Annotated in this window: 18 protein-coding genes and 1 tRNA gene; 13 read left to right on the top strand and 6 right to left on the bottom strand. The window is 36.0% G+C overall.

Translation table 11 applies throughout. From position 1 onward, the window contains the following. The first annotated feature begins 604 nt into the window (after positions 1-604). On the top strand, positions 605-1,498 hold the full coding sequence (locus GQR44_RS10235; protein WP_166371729.1) for a fructose bisphosphate aldolase: 894 nt from the start codon (positions 605-607) through the stop codon (positions 1,496-1,498). Between the two features lie 98 nt (positions 1,499-1,596). On the opposite strand, the gene fbaA is transcribed toward GQR44_RS10235, so the two are convergent. Together fbaA and GQR44_RS10225 are read right to left on the bottom strand one after the other, a co-directional pair. Then, positions 1,597-2,673, bottom strand: coding sequence for a class II fructose-bisphosphate aldolase (fbaA, locus tag GQR44_RS10230; protein ID WP_166371728.1), 1,077 nt, complete (start codon positions 2,671-2,673; stop codon positions 1,597-1,599). 120 nt (positions 2,674-2,793) lie between these two features. Then, entirely contained in the window at positions 2,794-3,966 is a 1,173-nt protein-coding gene (locus GQR44_RS10225; protein ID WP_166371727.1) for a phosphoglycerate kinase, read from the bottom strand. Between the two features lie 532 nt (positions 3,967-4,498). Between GQR44_RS10225 and GQR44_RS10220 the strand changes: the two genes are divergently transcribed. Beyond that, entirely contained in the window at positions 4,499-6,763 is a 2,265-nt protein-coding gene (locus GQR44_RS10220) for an EAL domain-containing protein (protein WP_166371726.1), read from the top strand. A 30-nt stretch (positions 6,764-6,793) separates the two neighbouring features. On the opposite strand, the gene GQR44_RS10215 is transcribed toward GQR44_RS10220, so the two are convergent. Then, on the bottom strand, positions 6,794-7,402 hold the full coding sequence (locus GQR44_RS10215) for a MarC family protein (protein ID WP_166371725.1): 609 nt from the start codon (positions 7,400-7,402) through the stop codon (positions 6,794-6,796). A gap of 463 nt (positions 7,403-7,865) precedes the next feature. Between GQR44_RS10215 and GQR44_RS10210 the strand changes: the two genes are divergently transcribed. The 7 genes from GQR44_RS10210 (at position 7,866) to GQR44_RS10180 (ending at position 18,009) form a co-directional block, all read left to right on the top strand. Next, positions 7,866-11,042, top strand: coding sequence for a response regulator (locus GQR44_RS10210; protein WP_166371724.1), 3,177 nt, complete (start codon positions 7,866-7,868; stop codon positions 11,040-11,042). Continuing rightward, positions 11,042-12,133, top strand: coding sequence for a two-component system response regulator (locus GQR44_RS10205; protein ID WP_166371723.1), 1,092 nt, complete (start codon positions 11,042-11,044; stop codon positions 12,131-12,133). Before GQR44_RS10210 ends, GQR44_RS10205 begins: the two co-directional genes overlap by 1 nt. 616 nt (positions 12,134-12,749) lie before the next feature. Then, positions 12,750-14,012 (top strand): hypothetical protein, encoded by a 1,263-nt coding sequence (locus GQR44_RS10200; protein ID WP_166371722.1) that lies wholly within the window; start codon positions 12,750-12,752, stop codon positions 14,010-14,012. A 10-nt stretch (positions 14,013-14,022) separates the two neighbouring features. Then, positions 14,023-14,448 (top strand): hypothetical protein, encoded by a 426-nt coding sequence (locus GQR44_RS10195; protein WP_166371721.1) that lies wholly within the window; start codon positions 14,023-14,025, stop codon positions 14,446-14,448. Between the two features lie 331 nt (positions 14,449-14,779). Then, entirely contained in the window at positions 14,780-16,066 is a 1,287-nt protein-coding gene (locus tag GQR44_RS10190; protein WP_166371720.1) for a hypothetical protein, read from the top strand. 9 nt (positions 16,067-16,075) lie between these two features. Next, the gene (locus GQR44_RS10185) at positions 16,076-16,504 is read left to right on the top strand and encodes a hypothetical protein (RefSeq protein WP_166371719.1); all 429 of its coding nucleotides are present in this window, start codon (positions 16,076-16,078) and stop codon (positions 16,502-16,504) included. A gap of 218 nt (positions 16,505-16,722) precedes the next feature. After that, a complete protein-coding gene (locus tag GQR44_RS10180) occupies positions 16,723-18,009 on the top strand; it encodes a hypothetical protein (RefSeq protein ID WP_166371718.1) in 1,287 nt (428 codons plus the stop codon). 85 nt (positions 18,010-18,094) lie between these two features. Here GQR44_RS10180 and GQR44_RS10175 read toward each other — a convergent pair. From GQR44_RS10175 to GQR44_RS10165, 3 genes are all read right to left on the bottom strand, one after another. Continuing rightward, positions 18,095-18,170 (bottom strand) — tRNA-Trp (locus tag GQR44_RS10175). A gap of 139 nt (positions 18,171-18,309) precedes the next feature. Continuing rightward, positions 18,310-18,432, bottom strand: coding sequence for a thioredoxin family protein (locus GQR44_RS19625; protein ID WP_205963033.1), 123 nt, complete (start codon positions 18,430-18,432; stop codon positions 18,310-18,312). Positions 18,433-18,507: 75 nt separating this feature from the next. Beyond that, a complete protein-coding gene (locus GQR44_RS10165) occupies positions 18,508-18,645 on the bottom strand; it encodes a sigma factor (protein ID WP_166371717.1) in 138 nt (45 codons plus the stop codon). A 180-nt stretch (positions 18,646-18,825) separates the two neighbouring features. Between GQR44_RS10165 and GQR44_RS10160 the strand changes: the two genes are divergently transcribed. From GQR44_RS10160 to GQR44_RS10145, 4 genes are all read left to right on the top strand, one after another. Further along, positions 18,826-19,950: a phosphoserine transaminase gene (locus tag GQR44_RS10160; RefSeq protein ID WP_166371716.1), complete on the top strand. Its 1,125-nt coding sequence runs from the start codon at positions 18,826-18,828 to the stop codon at positions 19,948-19,950. 430 nt (positions 19,951-20,380) lie between these two features. Next, complete coding sequence (gorA, locus tag GQR44_RS10155; protein ID WP_166371715.1) at positions 20,381-21,745, top strand: glutathione-disulfide reductase; 1,365 nt, start codon at positions 20,381-20,383, stop codon at positions 21,743-21,745. A gap of 878 nt (positions 21,746-22,623) precedes the next feature. After that, a complete protein-coding gene (locus tag GQR44_RS10150) occupies positions 22,624-24,189 on the top strand; it encodes a LamG domain-containing protein (protein ID WP_166371714.1) in 1,566 nt (521 codons plus the stop codon). A gap of 186 nt (positions 24,190-24,375) precedes the next feature. Then, positions 24,376-26,100 carry a polysaccharide lyase family 7 protein gene (locus tag GQR44_RS10145; protein ID WP_166371713.1) on the top strand — a complete coding sequence of 575 codons (1,725 nt, stop codon included), beginning with the start codon at positions 24,376-24,378 and terminating at the stop codon, positions 26,098-26,100. Positions 26,101-26,252: the final 152 nt, after the last annotated feature.

Genomic DNA, 26,252 nt, shown 5'->3' with positions numbered 1-26,252 from the left:
AGGCGGTTAATAATAAAGCTATATATTACCTAGGTTCGTCACTTAATACCAAGTAGCAGAAGTGTAAGATTGTAAATAATTAAATGACATCAATTCATTTATAGAGCATCAATCTAAGTTATAAGTAAAGCACCGCCCTAGTTTTATCAAACCTTGCTCGTATCAAGTGTTCAGAAAAGACAAGATACTCCTTATTGCTTATTGCTTATTGCTTATTGCTTATTGATTCGTTAAATATTTATCGTATTTAGCTACTTTTCTTAACTGTTTTTCTAACTATTTTTAGTTGGTAATTTACAGTAAAAATAAATGCGCTAACCTAATAAAAATTAATGTTAACCAAAGATTGTTAGGTATAGAGTAAGTACTCATACAGTTAAATGTATCAACTCCACTTGTTTCAATATAGGGACAGTCTCTTTGAGCGGATATTTATTAATTTTTGTTAACGTTTGTTTGTCCAAAAATAAATTAAGATCCTTTCAAACCATGGAAATACTAAGTGATTCAAATCTGAGTTGAACCTTAAATTCAAATGATAATCATTTGTATTTAAGAAATATTCAATGTATGTTGTGTATAACTAACTTTCAGAGGCTCAGCCATGCAAACATTTGAGAAACAACTTAATAGATTTAAAACAGAACCAGGATTTATAGCAGCATTAGACCAAAGCGGCGGCAGTACACCTACTGCACTTAAAGCTTACGGTGTAAACGAAGATGCCTACGATACCGACGAAGAGATGTTTAATTTAGTGCATAAAATGCGTTCTCGTATTATCACTAGCCCTTCTTTTAGGGGTGACCGCGTGATTGGTTCTATTTTGTTTGAAAATACCTTAGACCGCGAAATTGAAGGAAAGGCATCCTCACTTTATTTATGGGAAGAAAAAAATATAGTGCCATTTCTTAAAGTGGACAAAGGCTTAGAAGCGCAAGCTAATGGCGTGCAATTAATGAAAGCCATTCCAGGCCTCGAAGCTTTACTACAAAAAGCAAAAGCTAAAGATGTATTTGGCACTAAAATGCGTTCAGTCATTAAATTAGCAGATCCGGTTGGTATACAAGCGCTAGTTGAGCAGCAATTTAAAGTTGCTAAACAAATTTGTGCAGCGGGTTTAGTGCCAATCATTGAGCCAGAAGTAGATATAAATAGCCCGGAGAAAGGTGCTGCTGAAGTATTATTAAAACAAGAGATTTTAAAACAGTTAGATCTATTGAACAGTAATGAATTGGTAATGCTTAAGGTATCTCTGCCCGAAACTGCAAACTTCTACCAAACGTGTATTACTCATCCTAATGTGGTTAAAGTCGTTGCTTTATCTGGCGGTTATCCAATTGAAGAAGCAAACCGTCGATTAACCGAAAATAATGGCGTGATTGCTAGCTTCTCGCGTGTATTAACCAACAATCTCTTTGCAGAGCAAGCAGACGCGGACTTTAACAGCGCTTTATCTGCGACTATTGAGCCTATCTATATTGCTTCAAAAACATAAGCTTTTATAGACGAAAGTGAACTGCAAAAAATGGCAAAAAAAAGCCAGCAATTAAGCTGGCTCTATCTACTTATAAGTTAACCCTCTAAAGGATTAAATTATAGAACGTCTACTGCATTAAGGTCAGAGAACGCTTTCTCTAAACGAGTAACCATTGATGTTTGACCTGCGCGTAACCAAACACGTGGATCGTAGTATTTCTTGTTAGGAGCGTCATCACCCGTTGGGTTACCGATTTGACCTTGTAAGAAATCACGGTTAGCTGCTTCGTAAACGCGAACGCCATCCCAACATGCCCACTGTGTATCTGTATCGATGTTCATTTTGATAACACCGTAACCGATAGACTCTTGGATTTCTGCTTCAGAAGAACCAGAACCACCGTGGAATACGAAGTTTAATGAGTTAGTTGGTAGGTTGTGTTTTTCAGAAACGAATTTTTGAGAATCACGTAAAATTGTTGGAGTCAGTTTAACGTTACCTGGCTTGTATACACCGTGTACGTTACCGAAAGAAGCCGCGATAGTGAAACGTGGGCTAATTTTTGATAATTCAACGTATGCGTAATCAACTTCAGATGGTTGAGTGTAAAGTAAAGAATCATCCATATCTGAGTTATCAACGCCGTCTTCTTCGCCACCAGTACAACCTAGTTCGATTTCTAACGTCATACCCATTTTAGCCATACGCGCTAGGTATTTACCACAGATCTCGATGTTTTCTTCTAATGGTTCTTCAGAAAGATCGATCATGTGAGAAGAGAATAATGGTTTACCTGTTTCTGCGAAATGTGCTTCAGAAGCATCTAATAATCCGTCGATCCATGGTAGTAATTTTTTAGCAGCGTGGTCAGTATGTAGAATCACTGGAACACCGTAAGCAGCAGCCATTGCGTGTACGTGCTTAGCACCAGAAACAGCACCTAAAACAGCTGCTTCTTGACCGTCAAGTTTAAGACCTTTACCAGCGTTAAATACAGCACCGCCGTTAGAGAATTGAATAACAACTGGCGCTTTAACTTTAGCAGCAGCTTCAAGTACAGCATTGATTGAATCTGAACCAACAACGTTTACCGCTGGAAGTGCAAATTTATGCTCTTTTGCAACAGCAAATACTTTTTGAAGATCATCACCAGTGATAACACCAGGTTGTACAACGTCTAAAATCTTAGTCATGAGATATACCCTATCTATTGTTTTAAATTAAAATCTGTTTCGTTTCGCGATTCTAAGGCAATTATGTCACAAAGAATACGCATAAAAAAGCGAGATAAAATCTCGCTCTAAACATTTGAATTAATCGTTAGCACGCAATTCTAACATTGCCACTGCCGGTAACTCTTTACCTTCAACAAACTCAAGGAAAGCACCGCCACCAGTAGATATGTAAGAAACATCTGCAGTAATACCAAACTTGTCGATAGCAGCAAGCGTATCACCGCCACCAGCAACAGAGAATGCATCTGATTCAGCAATCGCTTTAGCGATGCCAGCTGTACCTGCTTCAAAGTTTTTGAATTCGAATACGCCAACTGGGCCATTCCAAAGAATTGTTTTAGCATCTTTTAAGATAGCCGCTAATACCGCTGTTGATTCAGGACCTAAATCGAAAATCATGTCGTCATCTTGTACGTCTGCAACATTTTTGATTTCAGCTTCAGCGTTTTCATCAAATGCTTTTGCACAGGCAACGTCTGTAGCAACAGGGATTGCACAATCAACCATTAATTTTTTAGCTGTTTCAACTAAATCAGCTTCGTATAATGATTTACCAACATTATGACCTTGTGCTGCGATAAATGTATTCGCAATACCACCACCAACAACTAGTTGATCTGCAATTTTAGATAATGACTCTAATACTGTTAATTTAGTTGATACTTTAGAACCACCAACGATTGCAACTAATGGGCGAGCAGGGTTATCCATTGCTTTGCCTAGTGCTTCTAACTCTGCGGCTAATAAAGGACCTGCACAAGCAACAGGAGCAAATAGACCAGCACCGTTAGTAGAAGATTGAGCACGGTGAGCCGTACCAAATGCATCCATTACGTATACATCACATAATGCTGCTAATTGCTTAGATAATGTTTCATCGTTTTTCTTCTCGCCTTTGTTAAAGCGAACATTTTCAAGCACAACCACTTCACCAGCATTAAGTTCTAAGCCATTTAAGTAGTCAGTTGCTAAACGTACTGGTACGTCTAGCGCTTCATTTAAGTAATCAACAACAGGTTGTAGAGAGAACGCTGCGTTTTCTTCAGCAGACGCGCCTTCAGTTGGGCGACCTAAGTGTGACGTAATCATCACTTTAGCGCCTTTTTCTAAGGCTAATTTGATTGTTGGAATTGAAGCACGAATACGCGCATCTGATGTTACTTTGCCATCCTTAATTGGAACGTTAAGATCTTGGCGGATAAATACACGTTTACCGGCTAAATCTAGATCAACCATTTTTTTTACTGACATGATGTCTCCTCTCATTTTATTTTGAAAACTATTTTTGAAATCATTTTAAAAACTTTTTTGAAAACTATTTTAAAAACTATAAAATTTCTTACCTATTCTCTACCGGCCCAATCGTTACCTAGATAGTGACAGGCTCTGCGTTGACGCAGTCTAAAATACAACATTATGTCGTTATATTCTGAATATTGGAGCGCATTATAAACCAAAGTGTTTGTTACATCGATCACAAATCGCAATGGTGTGTAATTTACCCTTTTAATTGGGTGCAGTGGTTTGATTTATATCATCTAAGTCAGACTTCTTTTAAAACGTTTAAAAAAACGACAGAAAATCAGTTTCTTTAATGGCACAAAAAGATATAATTTATTGCATTAAACGGGCTAAATAATGCAAAAAATAGATTTACTCCTACCCTAAATGAGTAAAATATGAATTTATTCTCATATTAACACCGCCAATTAGATGATAAAATCACGCCTTATTATTTATATCAGTTATTTATACACACAAAATAAAAGAGTACCGTTAATTAATGAAGATTTTTCAGTTAATTCGCCATACCTGGCTAATCTATTTTTGCCTAGTCGTGTTCACAACTATTCTATTGCTCACTACTGTATATGGTAAATATGATGAATTATTAACAAAAAGAAAATATGAACAACTGTATATAACTAAAATAGTTAAAGCAGATATCAATTCTTTATTATCTACCTATGAGTCTATATTAGATCTTATCAATGTTGGATTTAATGAAGACCATCAATTTAATCAATCGGTGTTACAAAAAATACTAAAGAAATCGGATTTATTAGCAGGTTTTGCTGTATTTAATTTAGACGGTACTTTACGTGCAAAAAGTGACAACCTTCCGCAAAAACTTTTTGAATTGAAAGGCGATCGCTACATTGAGCAAGGCTTTTATGGTCCTATCATCGCTGATAAATTAATGATCAGCCGTCCTATTTTTTCACCTATCACTAAAAAATGGATCATCCCGATACGAAAAGCGTTGATTGATAAACAGGGCTCTGTGACAGGTTTTTTATTTTCTGCGATTCTTATTAATAAATTACAACCCAAGTGGCCCCAATCAAAGTCCTTTGGCAACTCACTAATGCTGACTCTCGATCAAAGTTTCTATCGTCTTTTAGACACTGCAATGGGCTCTAAAGAATACGCAGAGAATTTTTCAACTCCGTTTACAGAACAACAACGCAATGAAATAGAAAAAGAACTCAAGAAACAAAATTTAACGCTTGAAATGTTGCGTGATACAGAAGAAGTGGTTCAATTCGGTTTCAATAACAAGGATAAAGAGGAATTACATAGTTTATCCTTTAATAAACAATATCAATTCTGGACGCATGCTAGCCGCTCATTAACCAGTATTACCAGTCAATTACTTTACACATCAGCCTATTACTTCATTTTATATTTTATCTTTTTAGCGGTGATTTTTTTCCTGTTCAAATGGATAATCAGAATAGAAAAAAATAAGTTAACAGAATTGGCCTATAAAACAGAACATGATGATTTAACTGGTTGTTATAATCGTTCAGTATTACCCCATTTAATCCATGATCTAACCAACGTTAAAAAACCATTTTCAATGTTATATATCGATTTAGATAACTTTAAAAATATTAACGACTCTTTTGGACACAAATATGGGGATGCTTTATTAAAGGCAGTTAGTCTTCGAATTCAACAGAGTTTAACAGGGGAAAAAGGGAAATTAGGTGATTTAATTCGCTATAGTGGTGACCAATTCATTTTATTAATAGAAATGGAAAATAAACAAAATATATCTGATTTTGCTAAAAAACTACTTGATGATTTAGCTGAGATGCACTGTATTTTTAATCACAGCTTAACTATTACTAGCTCAATAGGTATAGCCTGTTATCCGCGCGATGCAAAACAGTTAGACACTTTAATAAGCTATGCTGAAAATAGCATGTTGATAGCGAAAAAAACCAAAAATCACTATCTTTTCTTTTCACAAGAAGTCCATCAACATCTGCTCAAACAAACTGAAATAGAACAAGCATTACGTACTGCTATTGAAAAAAATGAAATCAGTCTCGTTTATCAACCGCAAATGGACACATTTAATAAACTCTACGGCGTAGAAGCATTGGTACGCTGGGAAAGTAAAACGTTAGGTGTTATAACACCGGATATTTTTATACCTATTGCAGAAAAAACTGGCTTAATGCCAATCCTAGGCCAACACATAATGAACAGAGCTATGTATGAAATAAGTAGCTTACAACGCAAGTCAAAAACAACGTTTGCTTTGTCGATCAATGTATCAGTGAGGCAGTTTGTACAGACAAATTTTTTTGAAGTGTTAATTAAAAGTATTCTCTATTTTGGAGAGAAAAACCTGCCTATTACTATCGAAATAACTGAAAGTTTATTTATTGAAAGCATTGATGTACTTCGCCCCATTTTTACTAAAATGAAAGATCACAATATCTCCTTAGCTTTAGACGATTTTGGCACAGGCTACTCCTCTCTTAGCATGCTTAGAGACGTGCCCATTGATGAATTAAAAATAGATAAAAGCTTTGTCCAAGACATCAACAAAAATAAAACAGATAAAGCGATGGTGAAAAGTATTATTGGTATGGGAAAAAACTTAAACATGCGAGTATTAGCAGAAGGCGTTGAAACAGCGGAACATGCAGAGATCCTTGCTGAATACGGATGTGATTTATTTCAAGGCTACCATTTCTCTAGAGCTTTATCGATCAAAGAGTTGGAGCAGTTTATTCAACAACGCCAATAAAGCGACATACATATTCATACGAGCAAAAAATTAAAGTAAAAAGTATTGCTTGATACCTGCTAGGACATTGGCCACCGCTACGGAGGCTAATATCATGCCCATCACTCGGCTAATAAGGCTCGCACCCGCATTGCCAATAACCCGGTGTATTTGGCTCGCCGCTAACATCAGTAACATTGTAATCAACAGGACTAGAAGCATAATTAACGCGGTTTGAGTTTGCTCCCAAATACTATAACTTGAATTTTCAGTTAATAAGACAATGCCTAGCATCGCGCCTGGACTGGCTATTGATGGGGTCGCGATGGGAAAAATGGCAGCTTCATTTTGCTTGGCTGACATCTTAAGTTCAATATCTGGTTTACTCTCTCCAAATATCATCGATAAAGCAAACAAAAACAGTACTATCCCTCCCGCTATTTGAAAAGCAGAGAGAGGAATTTCAATAGAGGTCAGGATAAATTCACCGGCGACTAAGAAAAAAAGCAAAATAACAGCTGAATAACCTGTCGCTTTTAGCGCTACTTTACGTTTCTCTTTATGGTCAAAATGACTAGTAACAGCCATAAACACAGGAACCGTACCAATCGGGTCAATAACTGCAAACAAGAAAATAAAAGTCGCGACATAATCAATCATAATAATATTATTCCTGTTTTATTTAATTACTTTTGATAAATAATATACCATAAAATAGTTATGCCCATCACATAATCAACACTCTATTCGTAGAAAAAAAAGCTCGATATTATAATGTTTAATCACAGTATTTATTAATTTGATCATGTACAAATGAAGTAAAAAGCCTACTATTAACTATCAAGAGGTAAAAAATAGACATAAGTGACATTTTACGATGAATTGAGGGAGCTGATTTGTTGCTTACTTAAAGTAATGAACGACCTGTAACAATCGACAATAAATCAGTTATATTTGACTTTTATTGCAAAGCTATTTTTCATAAAAGAGCGTCGTTATCACTACAATTGACTCTAACATGATGATCTTTCGAGCATTCAAGACATACTAACAGTAACCACTATTAACATTAATCAGCCATTAATATTATTAAAAAATGTGCTTAAAGAGGATCTAGGCAAACATGAAACTTTCAAAAGCATCTATCTATGTTTCCTTGTTTCTCTCACTGATCCTCTGTGCAAATTATTATGTCACTTTGGAAGTGAAAAAAGCTTACAACAATCTGATACAAACACAACAACATAGTAAAGCATCTATTAGCCTCACCAATGGATTACAAGTAGAAACTAACGAGCTAGCGCAATTGGTTAGGCTTTTTATTTCGACCAGTGAAACACGTTATCTTTTTTATTATTACGATATTATTGCAATTCGAAATGGCACTAGGCATGCACCTGTCAACTATATCCCGTCATTATATTGGGCAGACGTAATTGCCGAAAGGAAACCTCACACTGCATTAGCAACACAAGGAGGTATTTCGTTAACCACAAAAATGAAAGGCTTAGGCTTTACTCAACAAGAATTGCTATTACTTCAAGAGATTTTAAAGGCACTCGAAACATTAAAAAATGTTGAACAAATAGCCTTTGCCAGCACACAGGGGTTATATGACATTAAGGCTAATGAATATGTTTCTGACGGAGAACCGAATGTAGAGTATGCGAATAAATTAATATACAGCAATACGTATAACGCAAAAAAAGCCACACTCTCACACGCTTTATTCAACTTATCACAACAAGTACAAAAGCGAACCGATAATGCAGTACAAGAAGCGAGCACACTTTTAAATACTTTAATAACAAAAGCGAGTATCGGTTTGCTATTAACCTTTATCCTCATTTTTCTTATTTACCTGTTGTTTAGGCAATTTATTTTAAACCCTATAAGTTTACTTTCAAAAGTCGCTGAATGTTTAGCAGCGGGGCAATATTCGACACGCGTTTCTAAAATGCGAGCGGCAGAAGAGTTATTAACGTTAGGAAAAACGCTGGACCACATGTCTGAATCCATTGGCAAAGATATAGATAATAGAAACATAAGCCAAAAGAAATTAGAACATGCAAACCTGATAGTACAGGAAGCAACACAAGCCAAATCGATATTTTTAGCGAATATGAGCCATGAAATAAGAACGCCAATGAACGCTATTATCGGTATGGCCTACTTAGCGTTGAATACCAAACTTTCCTCACAACAAGCCAATTACATAGAAACGATTCATAATGCGGGACAATCCTTACTTAATATTATTAATGATATTTTAGACTTTTCAAAAATAGAAGCAGGCAAAATAGAACTGGAAAAAACCTCATTTCAATTAGAAACGACGGTGACCAATTCATTGTCCTTGGTCAAGCAAAGCTTAGCGAAAAAAGACATTGAAATGTTAGTAGAGATAAAAGGTAATTCATTATTGAATGACACTAAAGTGCTTATTGGCGACTCCATTAGACTCGGTCAAATATTAAATAATCTATTATCAAATGCGATTAAATTTACTCAACGTGGTTACATTAAACTCACTATCTCAACGGTAGAAAACACCGCTACACAAACTACACTTAACTTCTCAGTGGAGGATACTGGTATAGGTATGACAGATGAGCAAGTGAGTCGGTTGTTTCTAGAGTTTGAGCAAGCTGATAGCTCAACTACACGTAAGTATGGCGGTACAGGTTTAGGCCTTGCTATCACAAAGAATTTAATCGAGTTAATGGATGGAGAAATAAAGGTTAACAGCACGCCACATGAAGGAACTATTTTTTCATTCAGCGCAAAATTTGATTTACCAGAAAAGCAGCCTCTTTGCCATAACCAAATCAACGTTGCAAATTTACGCGTGTTAATTGTTGATCAACAACAAAAATCAAGGTTGCTTCTACAAGCAATGATGCAACAACTTGAAGTCGGCAGTGAGGTTGAGCATGACATTGAAATGACCGACAGCGGCCTTGAAGCCCTTCTCATGATACAAAATGAATATGATGCAGGAACACCTTATGATTTAGTCTTTTTTGATTGGACTAATAAAGATATTTCAGGAAAGCAGTTTTTACAATCCCACTGCGAGAAAAGATATTTAGAGAAAACTAAGTTGATTATGATGTCTGCCAATGAATATGGAAATATGCATAAAATAGCCACAAAATATGCACTTGAATATTTATTATCTAAACCTATTTTGCCGACTACGCTGAAGAATGTATTCAACTCCATTACCGCTTTAGAAAGCAAATTCACTCAGTCTGATTCAACTAAAAGCGAATTAAGTCTACAGGGTATTAGGATTTTATTAGTAGAAGATAATAAAACCAATCAACAGCTCGCGATAGAATTATTAAAAATGAAGGGCGCGTTAATTGATACTGCAAATAACGGGCAAGAAGCAGTACAAAAAATATTAAATGGCAAAATAACGCAATATAATATCGTGTTAATGGACTTGCAAATGCCTATCATGGATGGCTATGCAGCGACTAAATTATTACGAGAACATCAAGAATTTGCAGGCTTGCCTATTGTCGCGATGACAGCGCATGCGATGGAGCAAGATATTAAGAAAAGCCGTCTTTATGGCATGAACGGACATATATCAAAACCAATAATTCCCGAATTACTCTACGCCACAATTTATGAATTGCATAATAAAATGACTCTGTTGCCCCATGCAGTGAAAACGAATGAAACAATCGATAACAAGGACACATTTGTTCCTATTGTAGGGTTGAATACCGCCCAGGGATTAAAAAATTCAGCCGGAAGAACTGATTTATACCAAAAAGTGTTAGTTAACTTTTTCAACGATTTCAAAAATTTTCCTGAAAGGTTTACATTATTATTAGAAGCAAGAGATTGGAAGAACGCGGAGTTAATGGCTCATTCCTTAAAGGGGTTAACGGAAACAATAGGTGCTAATCAATTGACTCAACCTGCCGTTGAGCTTGAGCAAGTGTGTAAACATGCAAGCTACTCTTCGGCGACAGTGATCCTAAATAAACTACTCACTGAATTAACCCCATTATTAATCGAATTAAAAAAAATACAGCTTGATAGTGAACCTCAAAATATTTCAACAAAAACTGCAATTAACGATGTACTTATATTATTAGAGCGTCTACTTTTAGAGAGCGATGTAGAAGTTATCGAACAATGGAATAGAAACTATCCACTATTAACAGATGTATTACCTGAAAAAACTCTTTTACAAATTAACCAATGCATCAATAATTTTGAATTTGATAGTGCTTTAAATCACTTACAAGAATATAAAAATAGAGAAGGAATGTATTAATGACGGGTTTAAGTAACAAGCCTACTATTTTAATTGTGGATGATACACCGGCAAATCTAACCCTTTTAATGGGCTTACTAAAAGATAAATATCGGATTGTAGCGGCTAACAATGGAAAAAAAGCGATTGAACTTGCACTTGCTTCTCCTCCAGACTTGATATTACTTGATATCATGATGCCAGATATCGATGGCTATGAAGTATGTACTCGCCTAAAAGAAAGTGAAATAACACAGCACGTCCCTATCATATTTTTAACAGCTAAAGTGTCGGTAGAAGATGAAGAACATGGTTTTGAATTAGGTGCCGTAGATTTTATACATAAACCTATTAGCCCCTCAATAGTGATGGCGAGAGTGAATACGCATATTAAGCTGAAAGCTTGGCAAAGTTATTTACTTGATAATAACACTTGGTTAGAAAAAGAAGTGTCACGACGCTTAGCTCAAGTGAACCAACTACAAGATGCCACTATATATGTGATGGTCTCGCTTGCAGAGTTTCGAGATGAGTGCACAGGTAACCATATTCGTCGCACACAGGAATATGTTCGGTCACTAGCAGAGGAGCTGTCTAAATTACCTCATTATGCATCTACATTAACCCCTGAGGTCATTAACTTGATCACCAAGTCATCGCCATTGCACGATATTGGTAAAATAACCATACCAGATAATATTTTGCTTAAACCAGGCAGGCATACAGAGGCTGAATTTGAAATAATGAAAACTCACTCACAACGTGGTTATGACATTCTAAAACAAGCCAGTGGCTTAATGGGTGGGCAAGGCGAACTACTCAGTTATGCTATGGATATCGCACTGTATCACCATGAAAAATGGGATGGCTCAGGATATCCAGAAGCATTAGTAGGTCATAATATCCCATTAGCGGCTAGGTTAATGGCTGTCGCCGATGTCTATGATGCTTTACGCAGTGCTCGCCCATATAAAGAACCTTTTTCACATCAGCAATCAATGGAGATAATTGCTAAAGGTAAAGGCCATCATTTCGACCCTGAAATTGTTGAAGCTTTATTTGTAATTGAAGATCAATGCATATCAATCATAGATAACTGGCCAGATGATTAAAGCGTACTACTTTGATTCACCTTTTTATCGCTGTTACACCTAAACTGAAAGCGGAATAATGGCGGTAAAATGAATAACGTTAATATCAATGAATTAAATAGCCAAAATTTATTCTTTTTTCTCCAACCTAAAAATTGAAATGATTATTAACTAAAAACCCCATTAGGTGATGCGGTAACGTAATACGTGAAGCATCACCCTATTCTCCCGCATAAATACTCCGGCAATACAGACTACAACTAGGCTAACTCTTTTTAGAATAAAAAGTGACATGTTTTTATTTTCAATAATTTTAGATATCGATGTAAGTCACTAAGAATGTTAATAAAAATTAAATCCCTGTTCTAATAAGTATTTAACAACCAAAAAGATCAAATAAAAAAAATAAAATGGTCTAATCTATAGTTAATATAGGGTATATAATGAATGATAAGCGCTTACAAAAGCTAAAAGACTCATAAATTTTTTAAATTTAAACCCTTACAACACAAAACAGAGTAGATAAAAAAGAATACGATTCTACGAAATACTGATATCAATAAGTGGACTAAATAATTTATGTTGGAAATATAACTTGGCTATCAATAGTCTTTCTCATTACAAGCTCCTAATTAAAATGTTACCTCTGGCTATGCTTTATCATAACAATGCAAACGCAGAGATAAGTTATGATTTTTCAGGTTTTGGTACCCTAGGTTACGCTGTTTCAAATAATCCCTCACCATATATTCAATATATTGATAACGAAGGAACTTTTTCAAGAGACAGCCTAATCGCAGGGCAACTCGACATTAGATTTTCTCCCAAGTTAAGTGCAACAATACAAGCTAAACTCGCAGCCAATAACTCACAAGCTAACGGAGTGGATATTGATATCACCTGGGCTTTTTTATCTTACCGCCCAACCAATGACTGGCTATTCCGTATCGGCGAATTACAAGTACCTGGTTACCTAAACTCAGTCAATAGAGATGTGGGTGTCACTTATGATTACGCCCGCTTACCTGCAGAAGCTGATTCAACCTCTCCCATATATCACTTCACAGGAGCTGCAATTAGTAAAACATTCAACTTTGATGACAGCGACTTCACAGTGGATCTCTATGCAGGTAAAAAAACAACGGATCTTCGTTACTATATTGGTAATGAGATACCAGGCGCTTACACTCAAGGTAGCAGCTATAACCAAGTGAAGATTGATCTTGTTGGCCTAGCCTTTAGTTACAAAACACCTAAACATACCTTTGTGGCAGCAATCCATAGAGTAAAAGTGAAAAATGAAGGAGGTGAAGAATGGTTAAAAGAGATCGGATTCACTGAGATTATACCGGGTTCAGATATCGGGTATTATAACAATGAGCCTAGCAGTGGAGCCTCTATAACCAATCGCTTTGATTTATATCTTGCTAATATTGGAGCAGATATTTCTCTTGGTAATGACCTTCGATTAGCTTCTGAGTTAGTGTACAGAAAAACCAATGATCTCAATGTTGGTATAAATGGTGTTTTAGGTTACGTATCACTACAAAAAAGAATAGATAAATGGACCCCTTATATCTTCTATTCACAGATTAAGACATTCAGTAATGATTTAAAGAAACATCAGCGAATAGATAGTAATCAAGTCCCAAGTGCAATTCCTAACGCAGGCTTAATCAATGCATCACAACATGTTATAGCGGATATTTATCAAGCATATGACCAATTCTCTGTTGCCATTGGTACATCCTATCGCTTTAGCCCAGTGAGTGTATTAAAAGCTGAAATAATGTTTGTTGAAGTTGATCAAACATCAAGTCTATTTGATGTTTCATCTCAGAATGAAAGTAGTGATTTCTCGACAACAATATTTTCTCTCTCCTATAGCTTTGCTTTTTAGGAGGTGACAAATGACTAATCAAGGACTCATTATTACCTCACTCATATTAATGCTTTTTGTTTCCGCTCCTGCTAAATCAGAGCTAGTAATAATAGGCAATGATAAAACAGTATTTTCAAAGCTCAATACGCGTATTATCAGTCGAATTTATACGGGTAAAGTAATAGAAATTGAAGGAGTTTCCGTGATACCTGTTAATAGCACGCAGACAACTTCTTTACGAAATAGATTTTTAGAAAAGTATTTGTCACAGAATGAAAATGAATACTCAGCATATTGGACAGTGAGACGCTTCATTGGCAAAGGAACCCCACCTAAAGAATTTGCATCAGTAACAGATATTATTACTTACGTTGCTGAAACACCAGGTGCAATAGGTTATATCGACACCGATTTAATTTCTGTCCCTAGCTCTGTAAAAATAATAAACCGGTAGGTCATCACTAACTACTCCACTGTAAACGAAGAATAAATAAAAGCCTGATACAGAAAGCTTAAATCATTAGTATCAACTAGTTTTATATTTTTAACTTCACATTAATGCACTAAAGGGATCTCTTGATAGACTCAACACCTGTTAAACACCTCTATTTAGGTATATATTAATATTATTTATCATACAAAATATAAAAATAATCAACAACTAGGGCAAATAACTTCTAGGTACTAAGATCAATCTCCAACGTACAGTATAGTTGAACAGTAAATTAGAAGTTCATGGATGAATTGAAGCAATCTAATGGTAAGCAATATGTTAAGGATGAAAGTTGAGTAAAAAGTATCTTTATTATTATCAAGGACTGATAACAATTATATTGATGTCATCGCTTTTTATACCCTCTGTTAAAGCTGAAATAAGTTATGATTTTTCAGGCTTTGGCACATTGGGTTATACCATTTCAGACCAGCCTTTTAAATATGTACAACATATAGATAATAAAGGGTCCTTTGCTAAGGACAGTTTGATTGCGGGACAACTAGACATTAAATTTAATCCTAAATTTAGTGCAACAATACAAGCAAAATTAGCAGCAGATAACTCACAAGAAAATGGTGTTGAGCCAAGTATTACATGGGCTTTTTTATCTTATCGACCAAACAATGACTGGCTAATTCGATTAGGTAAATTACAGATCCCTGGCTACTTAAACTCGGTAAATAGAGATCTAGGTATTTCCTATGACTATGCTCGCCTCCCTAGCGAATTTGATTCAGTATCTCCTGTTTATAACTTTATAGGGGCTTCAATTAATAAAACCTTCACTCTTACCGATAGTGAAATTATTGTTGATGCCTACGCAGGTAAAACTAAAGCGAGTTATCGATATTATATCGGAGAGAGTATTGAAAACAGCATCAATCAAGGAGCTGATTATTATAAAGTAGATGTTGAAGTAATAGGTGCATCAATCACTTACAAAACCACCGACAATGTCTATTTAGCAGGTTTACACAGAGCAAGAATAAAGAAAAGAAATGGCAATTCATGGGATGCAAATGTAGGTTATTCTGATGCCATTCCAGGTTCTGGTTATTATAATACAGATGAAGGTAGCGGCACTTTAACAGTCGACAGTTTTGATTTATATATCGCCAATATTGGTGCAGATATCTACCTTGGTGATGGTGTTAGATTAGCCTCGGAATTGGCAGTGAGGAATTCAGATGACTTAGAAACAGGGCTTAATAGCATCTCAGGCTATGTGTCATTAAAGAAAAAAATTAATAACTGGACACCTTATATTTTCTATTCTCAAATCAAAACAAACAGTGCTGATTTGAAAAAATATTCTCAAATTAATAATAACCAAGTACCTTCATTTAACAACATTAACGCTTTACAACACGTTATTGCTGATACCTTTGAAGCTTTTGACCAGTTTTCTATTGCGATAGGGACGTCATATCAGTTTACGCCTGTTAATATATTGAAAGCTGAAATAATGATGGTACAAGTCAATAAATCCTCTAGTCTTTTTGATATTCCTTCAGGCAATGCCTCCCAGGATTATAGTGCGACTGTGTTTTCAATTTCTTATAGTTTTGCTTTTTAGGGAGAATGTATGAAAAATAAACACTTCACACTTATCTCCCTGCTATTAACCTTTGTGATATCTATCTCCGTTAAGGCAGAAGTTGTCATGATTACTTCCTATCAAACGGATATTACAGATCTTGATGCGCGTATTATCAGTCGACTTTATACGGGTAAAATAATTGAAATCAATGGTATTTCGGTCATTCCTATTAACCAAGATCCATCAAATCCATTAAGAGCACGTTTTTTACAAAAATATTTATCCCAGGATGAAGATAAATACGCAGCTTATTGGACAGTAAGACGCTTCATTGGTAAAGGAACGCCTCCGAAAGAGTTCTTATCGGTCACCTCAGCACTTGATTTTATTGTCGAGACTCCCGGCGCAATTGGTTATATCGATACCAACCTACTCACACTTCCTAAGGATATAAAAATCATTAGTAAACAGTGATATTGAGAGCTAACTCATTTAAACTATTGAAAAAATTCTAAGTGTTAATCAAAAAAATCAACAGTCGCGACTCAATGCGGCAATGAATGCGTTCAGCAAACTAAAAATCAAAACAGATAACTAGAACAGATAATTAGAACAGATAATGAAAACGAAAAGTTAAAGCATATTTGAAGTAATAAAACGGACTTAAATTATACATCCAATTGGAGTGGATTTTGTTGATAAAAATACTATTAGCAATCAGTATTGCAATCTTGTTTCATGGCAATGCCAGTGCAGCAATTAATTATACATTCTCAGCTTTTGGGACAGTAGGTTATGCAATATCAGATAAACCTTATTCATATATGCAATATATTGATAATGAAGGGACATTTTCACGAGATAGCCTTCTTGCGGGACAACTAGACATACAATTTTCACCTAAATTGACTGCAACAATGCAAGCTAAATTAGCAGCAGATAGATCACAGGAAAATGGTATTGCTCCAGCCCTGACATGGGCTTTTTTATCTTATCGCCCTAATAATGAATGGGTGATTAATTTAGGCATGTTACCTATTCCAGGTTATCTTAATTCCGTAAATCGAGACGTGGGCGTCACCTATGATTATGCTCGTCTACCTGCCGAATTTGATTCAAAATCACCTGTTTATAACGTATTAGGAGCTTCAATTAGCAATACTTATGCATTTGCTAATAGTGAGCTTATTATTGATGCCTATGCAGGTAGAGCAAAACATAAGTGGCGATATTATATTGGTGATGACCTTGATAACTCATACTCCACAGGTGCAACTTATAATAAAGTAACAATGGATCTGATCGGTACATCGATTACCTATAAGACAACAGAAAACACTTACCTAGCGGGATTGCATATGGCCACTATCAAAAATGATGGTGCTAGCCTATGGCTTAAGGAAGTTGGATACAAAGCGATAACACCTGATATCGGATTTTATAATAATGATCCCAATGATGGCGCAGTTGCGGTAAGTAGCTATGATATGTTTATTTTTAATTTAGGGGCCGATATACACCTAGGTAATGATTTTAGATTAGCCTCTGAGATAATATTAAGAAAAAATAATGATCTTGATATTGGTCTTAATACTCTCTCTGGATACATATCATTACGAAAAAAAATCAATAAGTGGACCCCTTACCTATTTTATTCTCAAATAAAAACCGAAAATGACACCTTAAATACCTACACAAAAATAGATAATAATCAGATACCTAATGGCATTTTTAGCTACATGCAAACGCAGCAGATTAATACATCGCAACATATTTTAGCGGACTTTTATCAAGGCTATGATCAGTTTTCAATCGCACTAGGCACCTCTTACCACTTTACCCCTTTGAGTGCATTAAAAGCAGAAGTAATGCTGGTGCAAGTCAATGATGCTTCAAATCTATTTGATATTCCATCTGAATATAAATCAAGTAATTATAGCGCAACGATCTTTACTGTTTCTTATAGCTTCGCTTTTTAGGGGAACATGTTTATTAAATGAGTAACAAAAGAAATAGCAAAACTAGAAATGAAAAAGCCCCGACATAAGTCGAGGCTTTAAAATGTGGCAGGGGTGGAGAGATTCGAACTCCCAACATACGGATTTGGAATCCGTCGTTCTGCCGTTGGAACTACACCCCTGCAGACGAGACGGATAATACCTAAGCAAATTTTAAAGTAAAGTAATTTTTCATGAATATCAACCAACTGACTGTAAAATAATCAATAATTAAAATACTTAACCTTTAAAGCAATCAACATAACAAGCGTTGCTATTAATTTAACTCAAAAAAGCTGCCGTCGTTTTCTGATCAGGAACAGAACCAGAATGTACTAACTTACCATCAATGGAAATAGCAGGTGTAGTGATCACTCCCGCTTCCATAATTTCTTGTAAACACATGATTTTTCTACTTTAATCGCAACGCCCATCGCGGTCGCTATTTTTTCTAATACTTCAGCAGTTGCAACACCGTTTTTATAGCCAGCTTTTTGCATCGTCAATAGTACAAAATACTTGTTTGTGTTGCAGGGCTTTGATGAAGGTATCTTGTAATAGATCTTGGGCTTGATCTTGATTACCAGTTTGCTTTATCAACCAGTTTTTTATTGCCACTTTTTATTGCGTATTCATTATCATGCCAAGCCTTCATCAAACAGCGCATAAGCACCTACCTTATTATTTCACTTCAGCGGTCATTAAATAAACATTAACGAAAATAATACTGTACAGCTTCAACAAATAGCATTACTTTTTATAGCCTTCAAGATATTTTCTTTAAAAGGACCTAACGACATGAGCACCAAACCACTGATTAAACCCGTCACTCCTAACTTCTCTTCAGGGCCTTGCGCTAAAAGACCAGGATATGACCTAGGGAAATTAGACCAGTCAACACTAGGCCGCTCACATCGCTCCGATATTGGAAAAAAGGCCTTACAGCAAGTGATCACCGATACTGCTGAGCTATTAAACTTACCAGCAGGCTATCGTGTAGGGATTGTGCCAGCATCAGACACTGGTGCAATGGAAATGATCATGTGGTCGATGCTAGGTCCTCGAGCAGTGGACATTTGTTACTGGGAGTCTTTTGGACAAGGTTGGTATGCAGATATCACTAAACAACTAAAGCTAGAAAACGTAAATGAAATTAAAGCAGATTACGGACAGTTGCCTGATTTAAGCCAAGTGAAAGCTGAAAATGATTGCATCTTTACTTGGAACGGCACCACTTCAGGTGTCAAGGTTGATAATGCAGACTTTATTAGCGATGCACGAGAAGGTTTAACTATATGTGATGCAACTTCTGCTGTATTTGCAATGGAAATGCCCTGGGAAAAATTAGATGTAACGACCTTTAGTTGGCAAAAAGTATTAGGCGGTGAAGGAGCTCACGGTGTAATTGTTTTAAGCCCTCGTGCTGTTGAACGTTTAGAAAGTTATACTCCGAGCTGGCCATTACCTAAAATATTTAGGATGACAGCAGGTGGAAAGTTAATTGATGGCATCTTCACAGGCGCGACCATTAATACTCCATCAATGTTATGCGTAGCAGATTATCAAGATGCATTAAACTGGGTTAAATCAATTGGTGGTGTTAATGCTTGCATTAAAAAGTCTCAAGCGAATTTAGCTGTATTAAGTGAATTTGTAGCGACCCATGAATGGATCCATTTTTTAGCAGAAAAAGAGAGCATTCGCTCTAATACTAGTGTCTGTTTCTCGGTAGATTTATCTGATAAGCAGTTGAAACAGTTTATTAAGTTACTTGCCGACCAAGAAGTCGCTTTTGATATTGGAGCTTATAAAGATGCACCAAGTGGGTTACGTATTTGGTGTGGTAGTACCGTCGAGCAAAGCGATTTAGAAGCTTTAACGCCTTGGCTAACATGGGCTTACCAAACAGTTACTGAGGGTTAATTTTTAAATTAAAGCAATTTACCATCAATTTAACAAAGAATTTAATAAGCAAGTTATAAAGAACGAAAAAATTGAGGTAAAAAGTAATTTAACCACGAAGTCACGAAGGGAAAGAAGTTAACGCTAAAAAATGAAAATCATAAACTCATTTTTCTTAGGTTCAAATAACATTCTCTCTTCATATTCTTCATCAAGCACAGTGCTTCGTGGTTATTTTTCTTTTTAAGTCAAAAGTAATTTACAATCAGGACTAGCAATACACGTTGAAGATACAAAAGTTTGCTTCTTGAATTCAAGTAATAAAACGCAAAATTCAATACAAGCGGTATAGTTTTTTGCTGCTATGCTGTAACTTACTATTCATAAAAAGGTAATAAAATAAGTCTTACTACCTAACCATATTACTCCTGAACAATTAATGAGGTACTCCATGAGCAACAAACAATTCGATTTTGATTACATCTGTATCGGCGGCGGCAGTGGCGGTATTGCTTCAGCTAATCGCGCTTCAATGTATGGTGCAAAAGTAGCGATAATTGAAGCTAAAGATTTAGGTGGCACCTGTGTCAATGTTGGTTGTGTACCGAAAAAAGTGATGTGGCATGGCGCACAAGTCGCTGAAGCCATTAACTTATATTCTGCTGATTACGGCTTTGATCTTGATGTAAAAGGCTTTAATTGGGCTAAAATGGTTGAAAATCGTCAAGCTTATATTGGTCGAATCCATGAGTCTTATGACCGTGTATTAGGTAATAATAAAATAGAAGTCATTAAAGGCTTTGCTACTTTTGTAGATAAAAACACCGTTGAAGTTAATGGTGAAAAAATTACTGCCAAACATATTACTATTGCAACTGGTGGCCGCCCTAGCATTCCTAATGTACCAGGTGCTGAGCTAGGTATTGATTCTAATGGCTTTTTTGATATTACCGAACAACCTAAACGCGTAGCCGTTGTTGGTGCAGGTTACATTGCCGTTGAAATAGCCGGTGTATTAAGTGCATTAGGTACAGAAACACATCTTTTTGTACGTAAAGAATCACCATTACGCAGTTTTGATCCGCTTATTGTTGATACCTTAGTTGAAGTAATGGCAGCTGAAGGCCCTACATTACATACCCACTCTACGCCAAAACAGATCACCAAAGAAGCAGACGGTAGCCTGACACTTGAACTAGAAAATGGTCAAAGCCACAATGTAGATACTTTAATTTGGGCGATTGGTCGCCACCCTGCTACTGACACGCTTAACCTTGAAGTAACTGGCGTTGAAACTAATGCAGCCGGATACATTAAAGTTGACCAATACCAAGAAACTAATATTCCTGGCATTTACTGTGTCGGAGATATCATGGAAGGCGGTGTTGAATTAACACCTGTTGCAGTAAAAGCTGGGCGTCAATTATCCGAGCGTTTATTTAACAACAAACCCGAAGCAAAAATGGATTATGATTTAATTCCAACAGTGGTATTTAGTCATCCACCGATTGGTACTATTGGGCTAACCGAGCAACAAGCCATTGAACAATATGGCCAGAAAAATGTGAAAGTTTATCAGTCAGGCTTTACTGCTATGTACACAGCCGTCACTCAACATCGTCAACCTTGTAAAATGAAACTAGTTTGTGCGGGAGAGAATGAAGTTGTTGTTGGCTTACACGGCATCGGTTTTGCGGTTGATGAAATGATACAAGGCTTTTCTGTTGCAATGAAGATGGGCGCGACTAAAGCAGATTTTGATAGTGTCGTTGCAATACACCCTACGGGCTCAGAAGAGTTTGTTACTATGCGTTAAACACATAGTTCATGGTTACACATCATAGACATGAGTTAAAAAACTTATAAATTAAAACGGTATCTGTAAAATTTTATTTTAATCGATACCGTTTTATTATCATTCATTAATGTTACACCTTAATAGATACCTCAACACACACCTCAAGAATATGCCCCAATCTCTATTGATAGCAGCTATCTAGCACTTTAAATATTCGCGCTATCTCACTAAAAACTATTCAGCTTTAAAAAGGGCTTAACCACGTATGTCAGGCTGAATTGTGTAACCAGTTAAAAATATTAGAAGTTAGAGACAAAATGAAGATAGAGATTAAGTAATGTTCAGTTGAATCCTTATTCATTTTTACTTTTTTAAACATAACTTTTATCAATATAGCTGAGCACCATCAGCCTCATCCATAACCGATAGTCGATAACCGATAGTCGATAACCGATAACCGATAACTAAAATAATTACTGATATCCATTACCCCACCTTTAACTCCATCCACCCGAACAATTATTAATACAAAACGATAAATAATGAATAAAGGGCAAATAGCTCTATTTTTCTATTTATTTGAAGGAAAATAAAAAACATACTCATAAGCAAATGAATATAAACAATAAAAATAAAATAATTCGTAAAGTTTTTTTGAAATCATTAGTTATAAAAACTAACTTAAAAAATTATTAACAATTCAAAATGCCTAAAACTCACCTCATTAAACATACAAATAGAGAATGAGAAATGCTGTATAGATCGACTTTACCGCTGATAAAAAGCGACTAATGAGAGCGAGATCATTTTATCAATAAGGAAAAATTGCCCCTCTAGTCTAATTATCGAACAATAAGCAGGTTAAAAATAATATTAAATGATTTAAAGGATTAAATATGAACATCAATAAAAATGGAAAAAAATTCAAATTATCTAAAATAGCAGTCGTTACCTTAAGTGCAGCTTTAGTTTTTGGTTGTGGTGAAGATCTAAAGTTCAAAGGCTCTACTATTGCTGATAATGGCGAAGCTAGTGAAGGCAATGAAGGCAATGAAGGCAATGGTGAAAGTGGGGCAAACCTTTATGCAGCAATTACAGATACACTAAGTATTTCAGATGATGGTGCGGGTTTCTTGAAATATAGCATTGTTGATAATCTTACCAATGAACTTACTAGTGGCGCTATAAGTATTGATGTGATTTATCCAACGGGTCAAGATCAAGACTTCTCAATTGGTCTATATGACTCGACTAATTCCACATCAAACATGGTTGCTGACGTAATTTTAAAGTCTGATGGCAGAATTGTGACGAGAGTTGCAGGTTCGGCTTCTAACACATTAACAGTGAAGCACACATTAGGTGATACAAACAATTTCAAAATAACTTGGGATGCGACAACGAATGAGTACGCCCTATCTTTAAATAATACAGAGATTTATACGGGTGATTATAACAATACTACTGCATCGGGTGTTGCCTATTTCGGCGTTAAACTTGGGTCAAATACTAAAGTAGCAGCTAAAACCTCAATTGTTGACAATATTGTAATTTATTCTGATACAGCCATGGCAACGACCGTCTTTGAAGATGACTTCGAATCAGGTTATATCGTTGGCGAATCACTTGATGGTGATGGCGATGTTTATAGTGGATTACAAGCGGTTGTTGCAGGGTCTGAAGCAGATGAAGAGAATGAAGAGGAAGCAGGAGATTTCCCTACTGCACTGGATGAATTTAGTTTTACGTCAGGATCATATGCTAACAGCGGTTCAGCAACCACTCCACTTAAAGGGTCAGGTAATGATACAAATGTAATATCAAACACAGCAGGTGCAACTTCAGCTGAAAATATGGCGCTAAATCTTGCTCAAGGTAGTTCAGTTTTTGAAGAAGAAAGCTCAGAACCTTATGCATATTTATCTTACACAAGCACAGAAGGCTCTGGTGCAGATCAAATTACAGGCTCATTTACTTTAGAAGCGGTTATAAATCTTTCAAGCCGTGCGATTGCGAGCGATGTAGCTTTAATTGATTACGCTAATACCAGTAACTATTTAGGATTCAAAACTTACATAGAAAGCTCTGATGCCGATGAGGGTGTCGTTAAGTTTAAAATATATGGTGGTGTTATCGATGGAGAAAATCAATCCACAGAGGCCGTTACATCATCACCATTAGCAACAAATTCTTGGAGCCATATCGTCACAGTATATGATGCAGATGCGGCAGATTCAGGGACATATGGTTCTTTAACTATTTATATTAATGGTGTAGAGCAAGTAACTAAAGATGTTAACTTTGTCCCAGTCGAAAATGAAGCAACTGATAAATTTATCGTTGGTGGTGGTTCTGGCAGTTCAGATAAAAACTTAGATGGAGATCTAGACAATATTGCAACTTGGAACGTTGCATTAACTGAAGCACAAGTTATAGAACGAGCAGCTTTGTTCGGTTTATAAGGCTTAGCTTATGCCCTCCTAATTAGGGGGCATAAGCTCACAATTCAAAATACAGCATCTTTTATATGCATGAAATGTATAAATATAAAGCCTAGCTTTATTAATCAGATGCAAAAATAAAAATATTCATCCTCAAAATATATACCTATCTATCGATTATCATGAACATGAACATGGAATTCCACAATGAAACATAAATTAGTCAGTACCGCTTTATTCTCTGTATTCCTTGTCGCGTGTGGAGGAGGTGGAAGTGGAGGTAGCACAAAAACCACTTCTGTTAGTTCAGGTAATAATGCCTCATATACCGGCGTCCCTTATGATTACCCGCAATATATCAATGCACTTAAAATGGCAAACTTACAACAGAGTGAACCATCCGATGGAACAAAAAGTGATGTAGTAAAAGCAGGCCAATATCAATACTACGATAATGATTACTTTTATATTGATAAAAAATCAGGCTGGCTTACTTTTGAAATGAATGGTGAAAGTAACCGTTCGGAATTACGCTTTATAGACAACTTTAAAAGTGACAACAGTGAGACTTATACATTAAGTGCCGAAATACTGCCCATTAATCCCACTCAGTCGGTAATAGAAAGTAATGACGGGCAAGAGATAACTTTATTACAAGTGCATAATAAAGGTAAAAATGGGGACACCGATGATACCGTTTTATCGCATCCTTTGTTGCGCGTAATTTGGGATGGAGAAAGCCGTAGCGACGATAGTACAGGTGATTCTTACAAGAATGCATATTGGGCGATCATTAAAACCAATGCATTAGAATGTAAAAATCAAGACAACCCGAATTACAATGCTAACTGCCCCGATTCATATAACTATTATTATCTAGCTGATTACGATGCTAATAGCCCAACTAAGTTTGGAATAGAAGTAGGTGACAGTAAATTAATCATCAACGTTGATGACTATCAAAAAGTAGATTTTGATATTAGTTACTGGTCTGATTTTTACAGTTATTTTAAAGCAGGTGTCTACAACCAATATCAAAATGGTAATAGTATCGTGCAATTTAAAAGCCTGATTTATAATAACAAGTTACCAATAGCAACCTTAAACCCCTCTTTACCACCCTCTGATAACTTCATCTTAAATGATTGGTATTTGAGTGTGCCCATTGATGATGACAACAGTGGTACGGCGGACTCGATTAAAGAAGGTGAATTAAGCGATGGTTACGAGTCGAGTGACTATTTTTATACCGGCATCGATGGTGGCATGGTCTTTAAAGATTATATTAATGGTTTTAAAACCTCTACCAACACATCTTATACGCGTACCGAATTACGTGAGATGTTGCGTGAAGGAAATACCGATATTGATACCCAAGGTGTTAATAAAAATAATTGGGTTTTCTCAACGGCTCCTAATAGCGAGCAAGCTAAAGCGGGTGCGGTCGATGGTATATTAAATGCTACTTTAGCGGTTAATAACGTCACTACAACGGGAGCTGATTATCAAGTTGGCCGAGTTGTCATTGGGCAAATACACGCCAATGATGACGAACCGGTGCGACTATATTATCGTTTATTGCCAGGACATAGCAAAGGTGCTATCTATTTTGCCCATGAGCCAAGAACAGGCGACGAAGTTTGGGTGGAAATGATTGGTAGTAGAAGTGACAACGCTAGCGAACCAAGTAATGGTATCGAACTCAATGAAAAATTCTTTTATCAAATTAAGTCCGTTGGTAATAACTTAACCGTGACTATCATGCGAGAAGATAAAGCAGAGGTAATCGCCTCCATTAATATGACAAATAGCGGTTATGATCAAGCTGGTCAATACATGTATTTTAAAGCGGGTGTCTACAACCAAAATAATACCGGTGAGAATGATGAGTTTGTTCAGGCCACTTTTTATTATTTAGATAATCAGCATTAAACCATTAATTAATAACAAGATTTTCAGAATAAGTCACTTACTTTAGGCTAAAAAATATTCATTATATTGAAATGAACCAACCTGTTATTGAGCTAGTTACACATAGAGTATCAATAACGGGTTCCCCCCTATTCTCGACTATATCAAAGCAC

It is taken from the genome of Psychromonas sp. SA13A, from assembly GCF_011378715.1.
In the GTDB taxonomy this organism is placed as follows: Bacteria; Pseudomonadota; Gammaproteobacteria; order Enterobacterales; family Psychromonadaceae; genus Psychromonas.
The sequence above is the reverse complement of the archived record's forward strand: the minus strand, read 5'-3'. Positions and strand labels throughout refer to the sequence as shown.

Bases quoted from the DNA above. Each gene is read 5' to 3' on its own strand.
- GQR44_RS10145 (WP_166371713.1), top strand. From the start codon at position 24,376: ATGAAACATAAATTAGTCAGTACCGCTTTATTCTCTGTATTCCTTGTC.
- GQR44_RS10205 (WP_166371723.1), top strand. From the start codon at position 11,042: ATGACGGGTTTAAGTAACAAGCCTACTATTTTAATTGTGGATGATACA.
- GQR44_RS10235 (WP_166371729.1), top strand. From the start codon at position 605: ATGCAAACATTTGAGAAACAACTTAATAGATTTAAAACAGAACCAGGA.
- gorA (WP_166371715.1), top strand. From the start codon at position 20,381: ATGAGCAACAAACAATTCGATTTTGATTACATCTGTATCGGCGGCGGC.
- GQR44_RS10200 (WP_166371722.1), top strand. From the start codon at position 12,750: ATGTTACCTCTGGCTATGCTTTATCATAACAATGCAAACGCAGAGATA.
- GQR44_RS10150 (WP_166371714.1), top strand. From the start codon at position 22,624: ATGAACATCAATAAAAATGGAAAAAAATTCAAATTATCTAAAATAGCA.
- GQR44_RS10225 (WP_166371727.1), bottom strand. From the start codon at position 3,966: ATGTCAGTAAAAAAAATGGTTGATCTAGATTTAGCCGGTAAACGTGTA.
- GQR44_RS10195 (WP_166371721.1), top strand. From the start codon at position 14,023: ATGACTAATCAAGGACTCATTATTACCTCACTCATATTAATGCTTTTT.
- fbaA (WP_166371728.1), bottom strand. From the start codon at position 2,673: ATGACTAAGATTTTAGACGTTGTACAACCTGGTGTTATCACTGGTGAT.
- GQR44_RS10215 (WP_166371725.1), bottom strand. From the start codon at position 7,402: ATGATTGATTATGTCGCGACTTTTATTTTCTTGTTTGCAGTTATTGAC.
- GQR44_RS10160 (WP_166371716.1), top strand. From the start codon at position 18,826: ATGAGCACCAAACCACTGATTAAACCCGTCACTCCTAACTTCTCTTCA.
- GQR44_RS10220 (WP_166371726.1), top strand. From the start codon at position 4,499: ATGAAGATTTTTCAGTTAATTCGCCATACCTGGCTAATCTATTTTTGC.
- GQR44_RS10210 (WP_166371724.1), top strand. From the start codon at position 7,866: ATGAAACTTTCAAAAGCATCTATCTATGTTTCCTTGTTTCTCTCACTG.
- GQR44_RS19625 (WP_205963033.1), bottom strand. From the start codon at position 18,432: ATGTGTTTACAAGAAATTATGGAAGCGGGAGTGATCACTACACCTGCT.
- GQR44_RS10185 (WP_166371719.1), top strand. From the start codon at position 16,076: ATGAAAAATAAACACTTCACACTTATCTCCCTGCTATTAACCTTTGTG.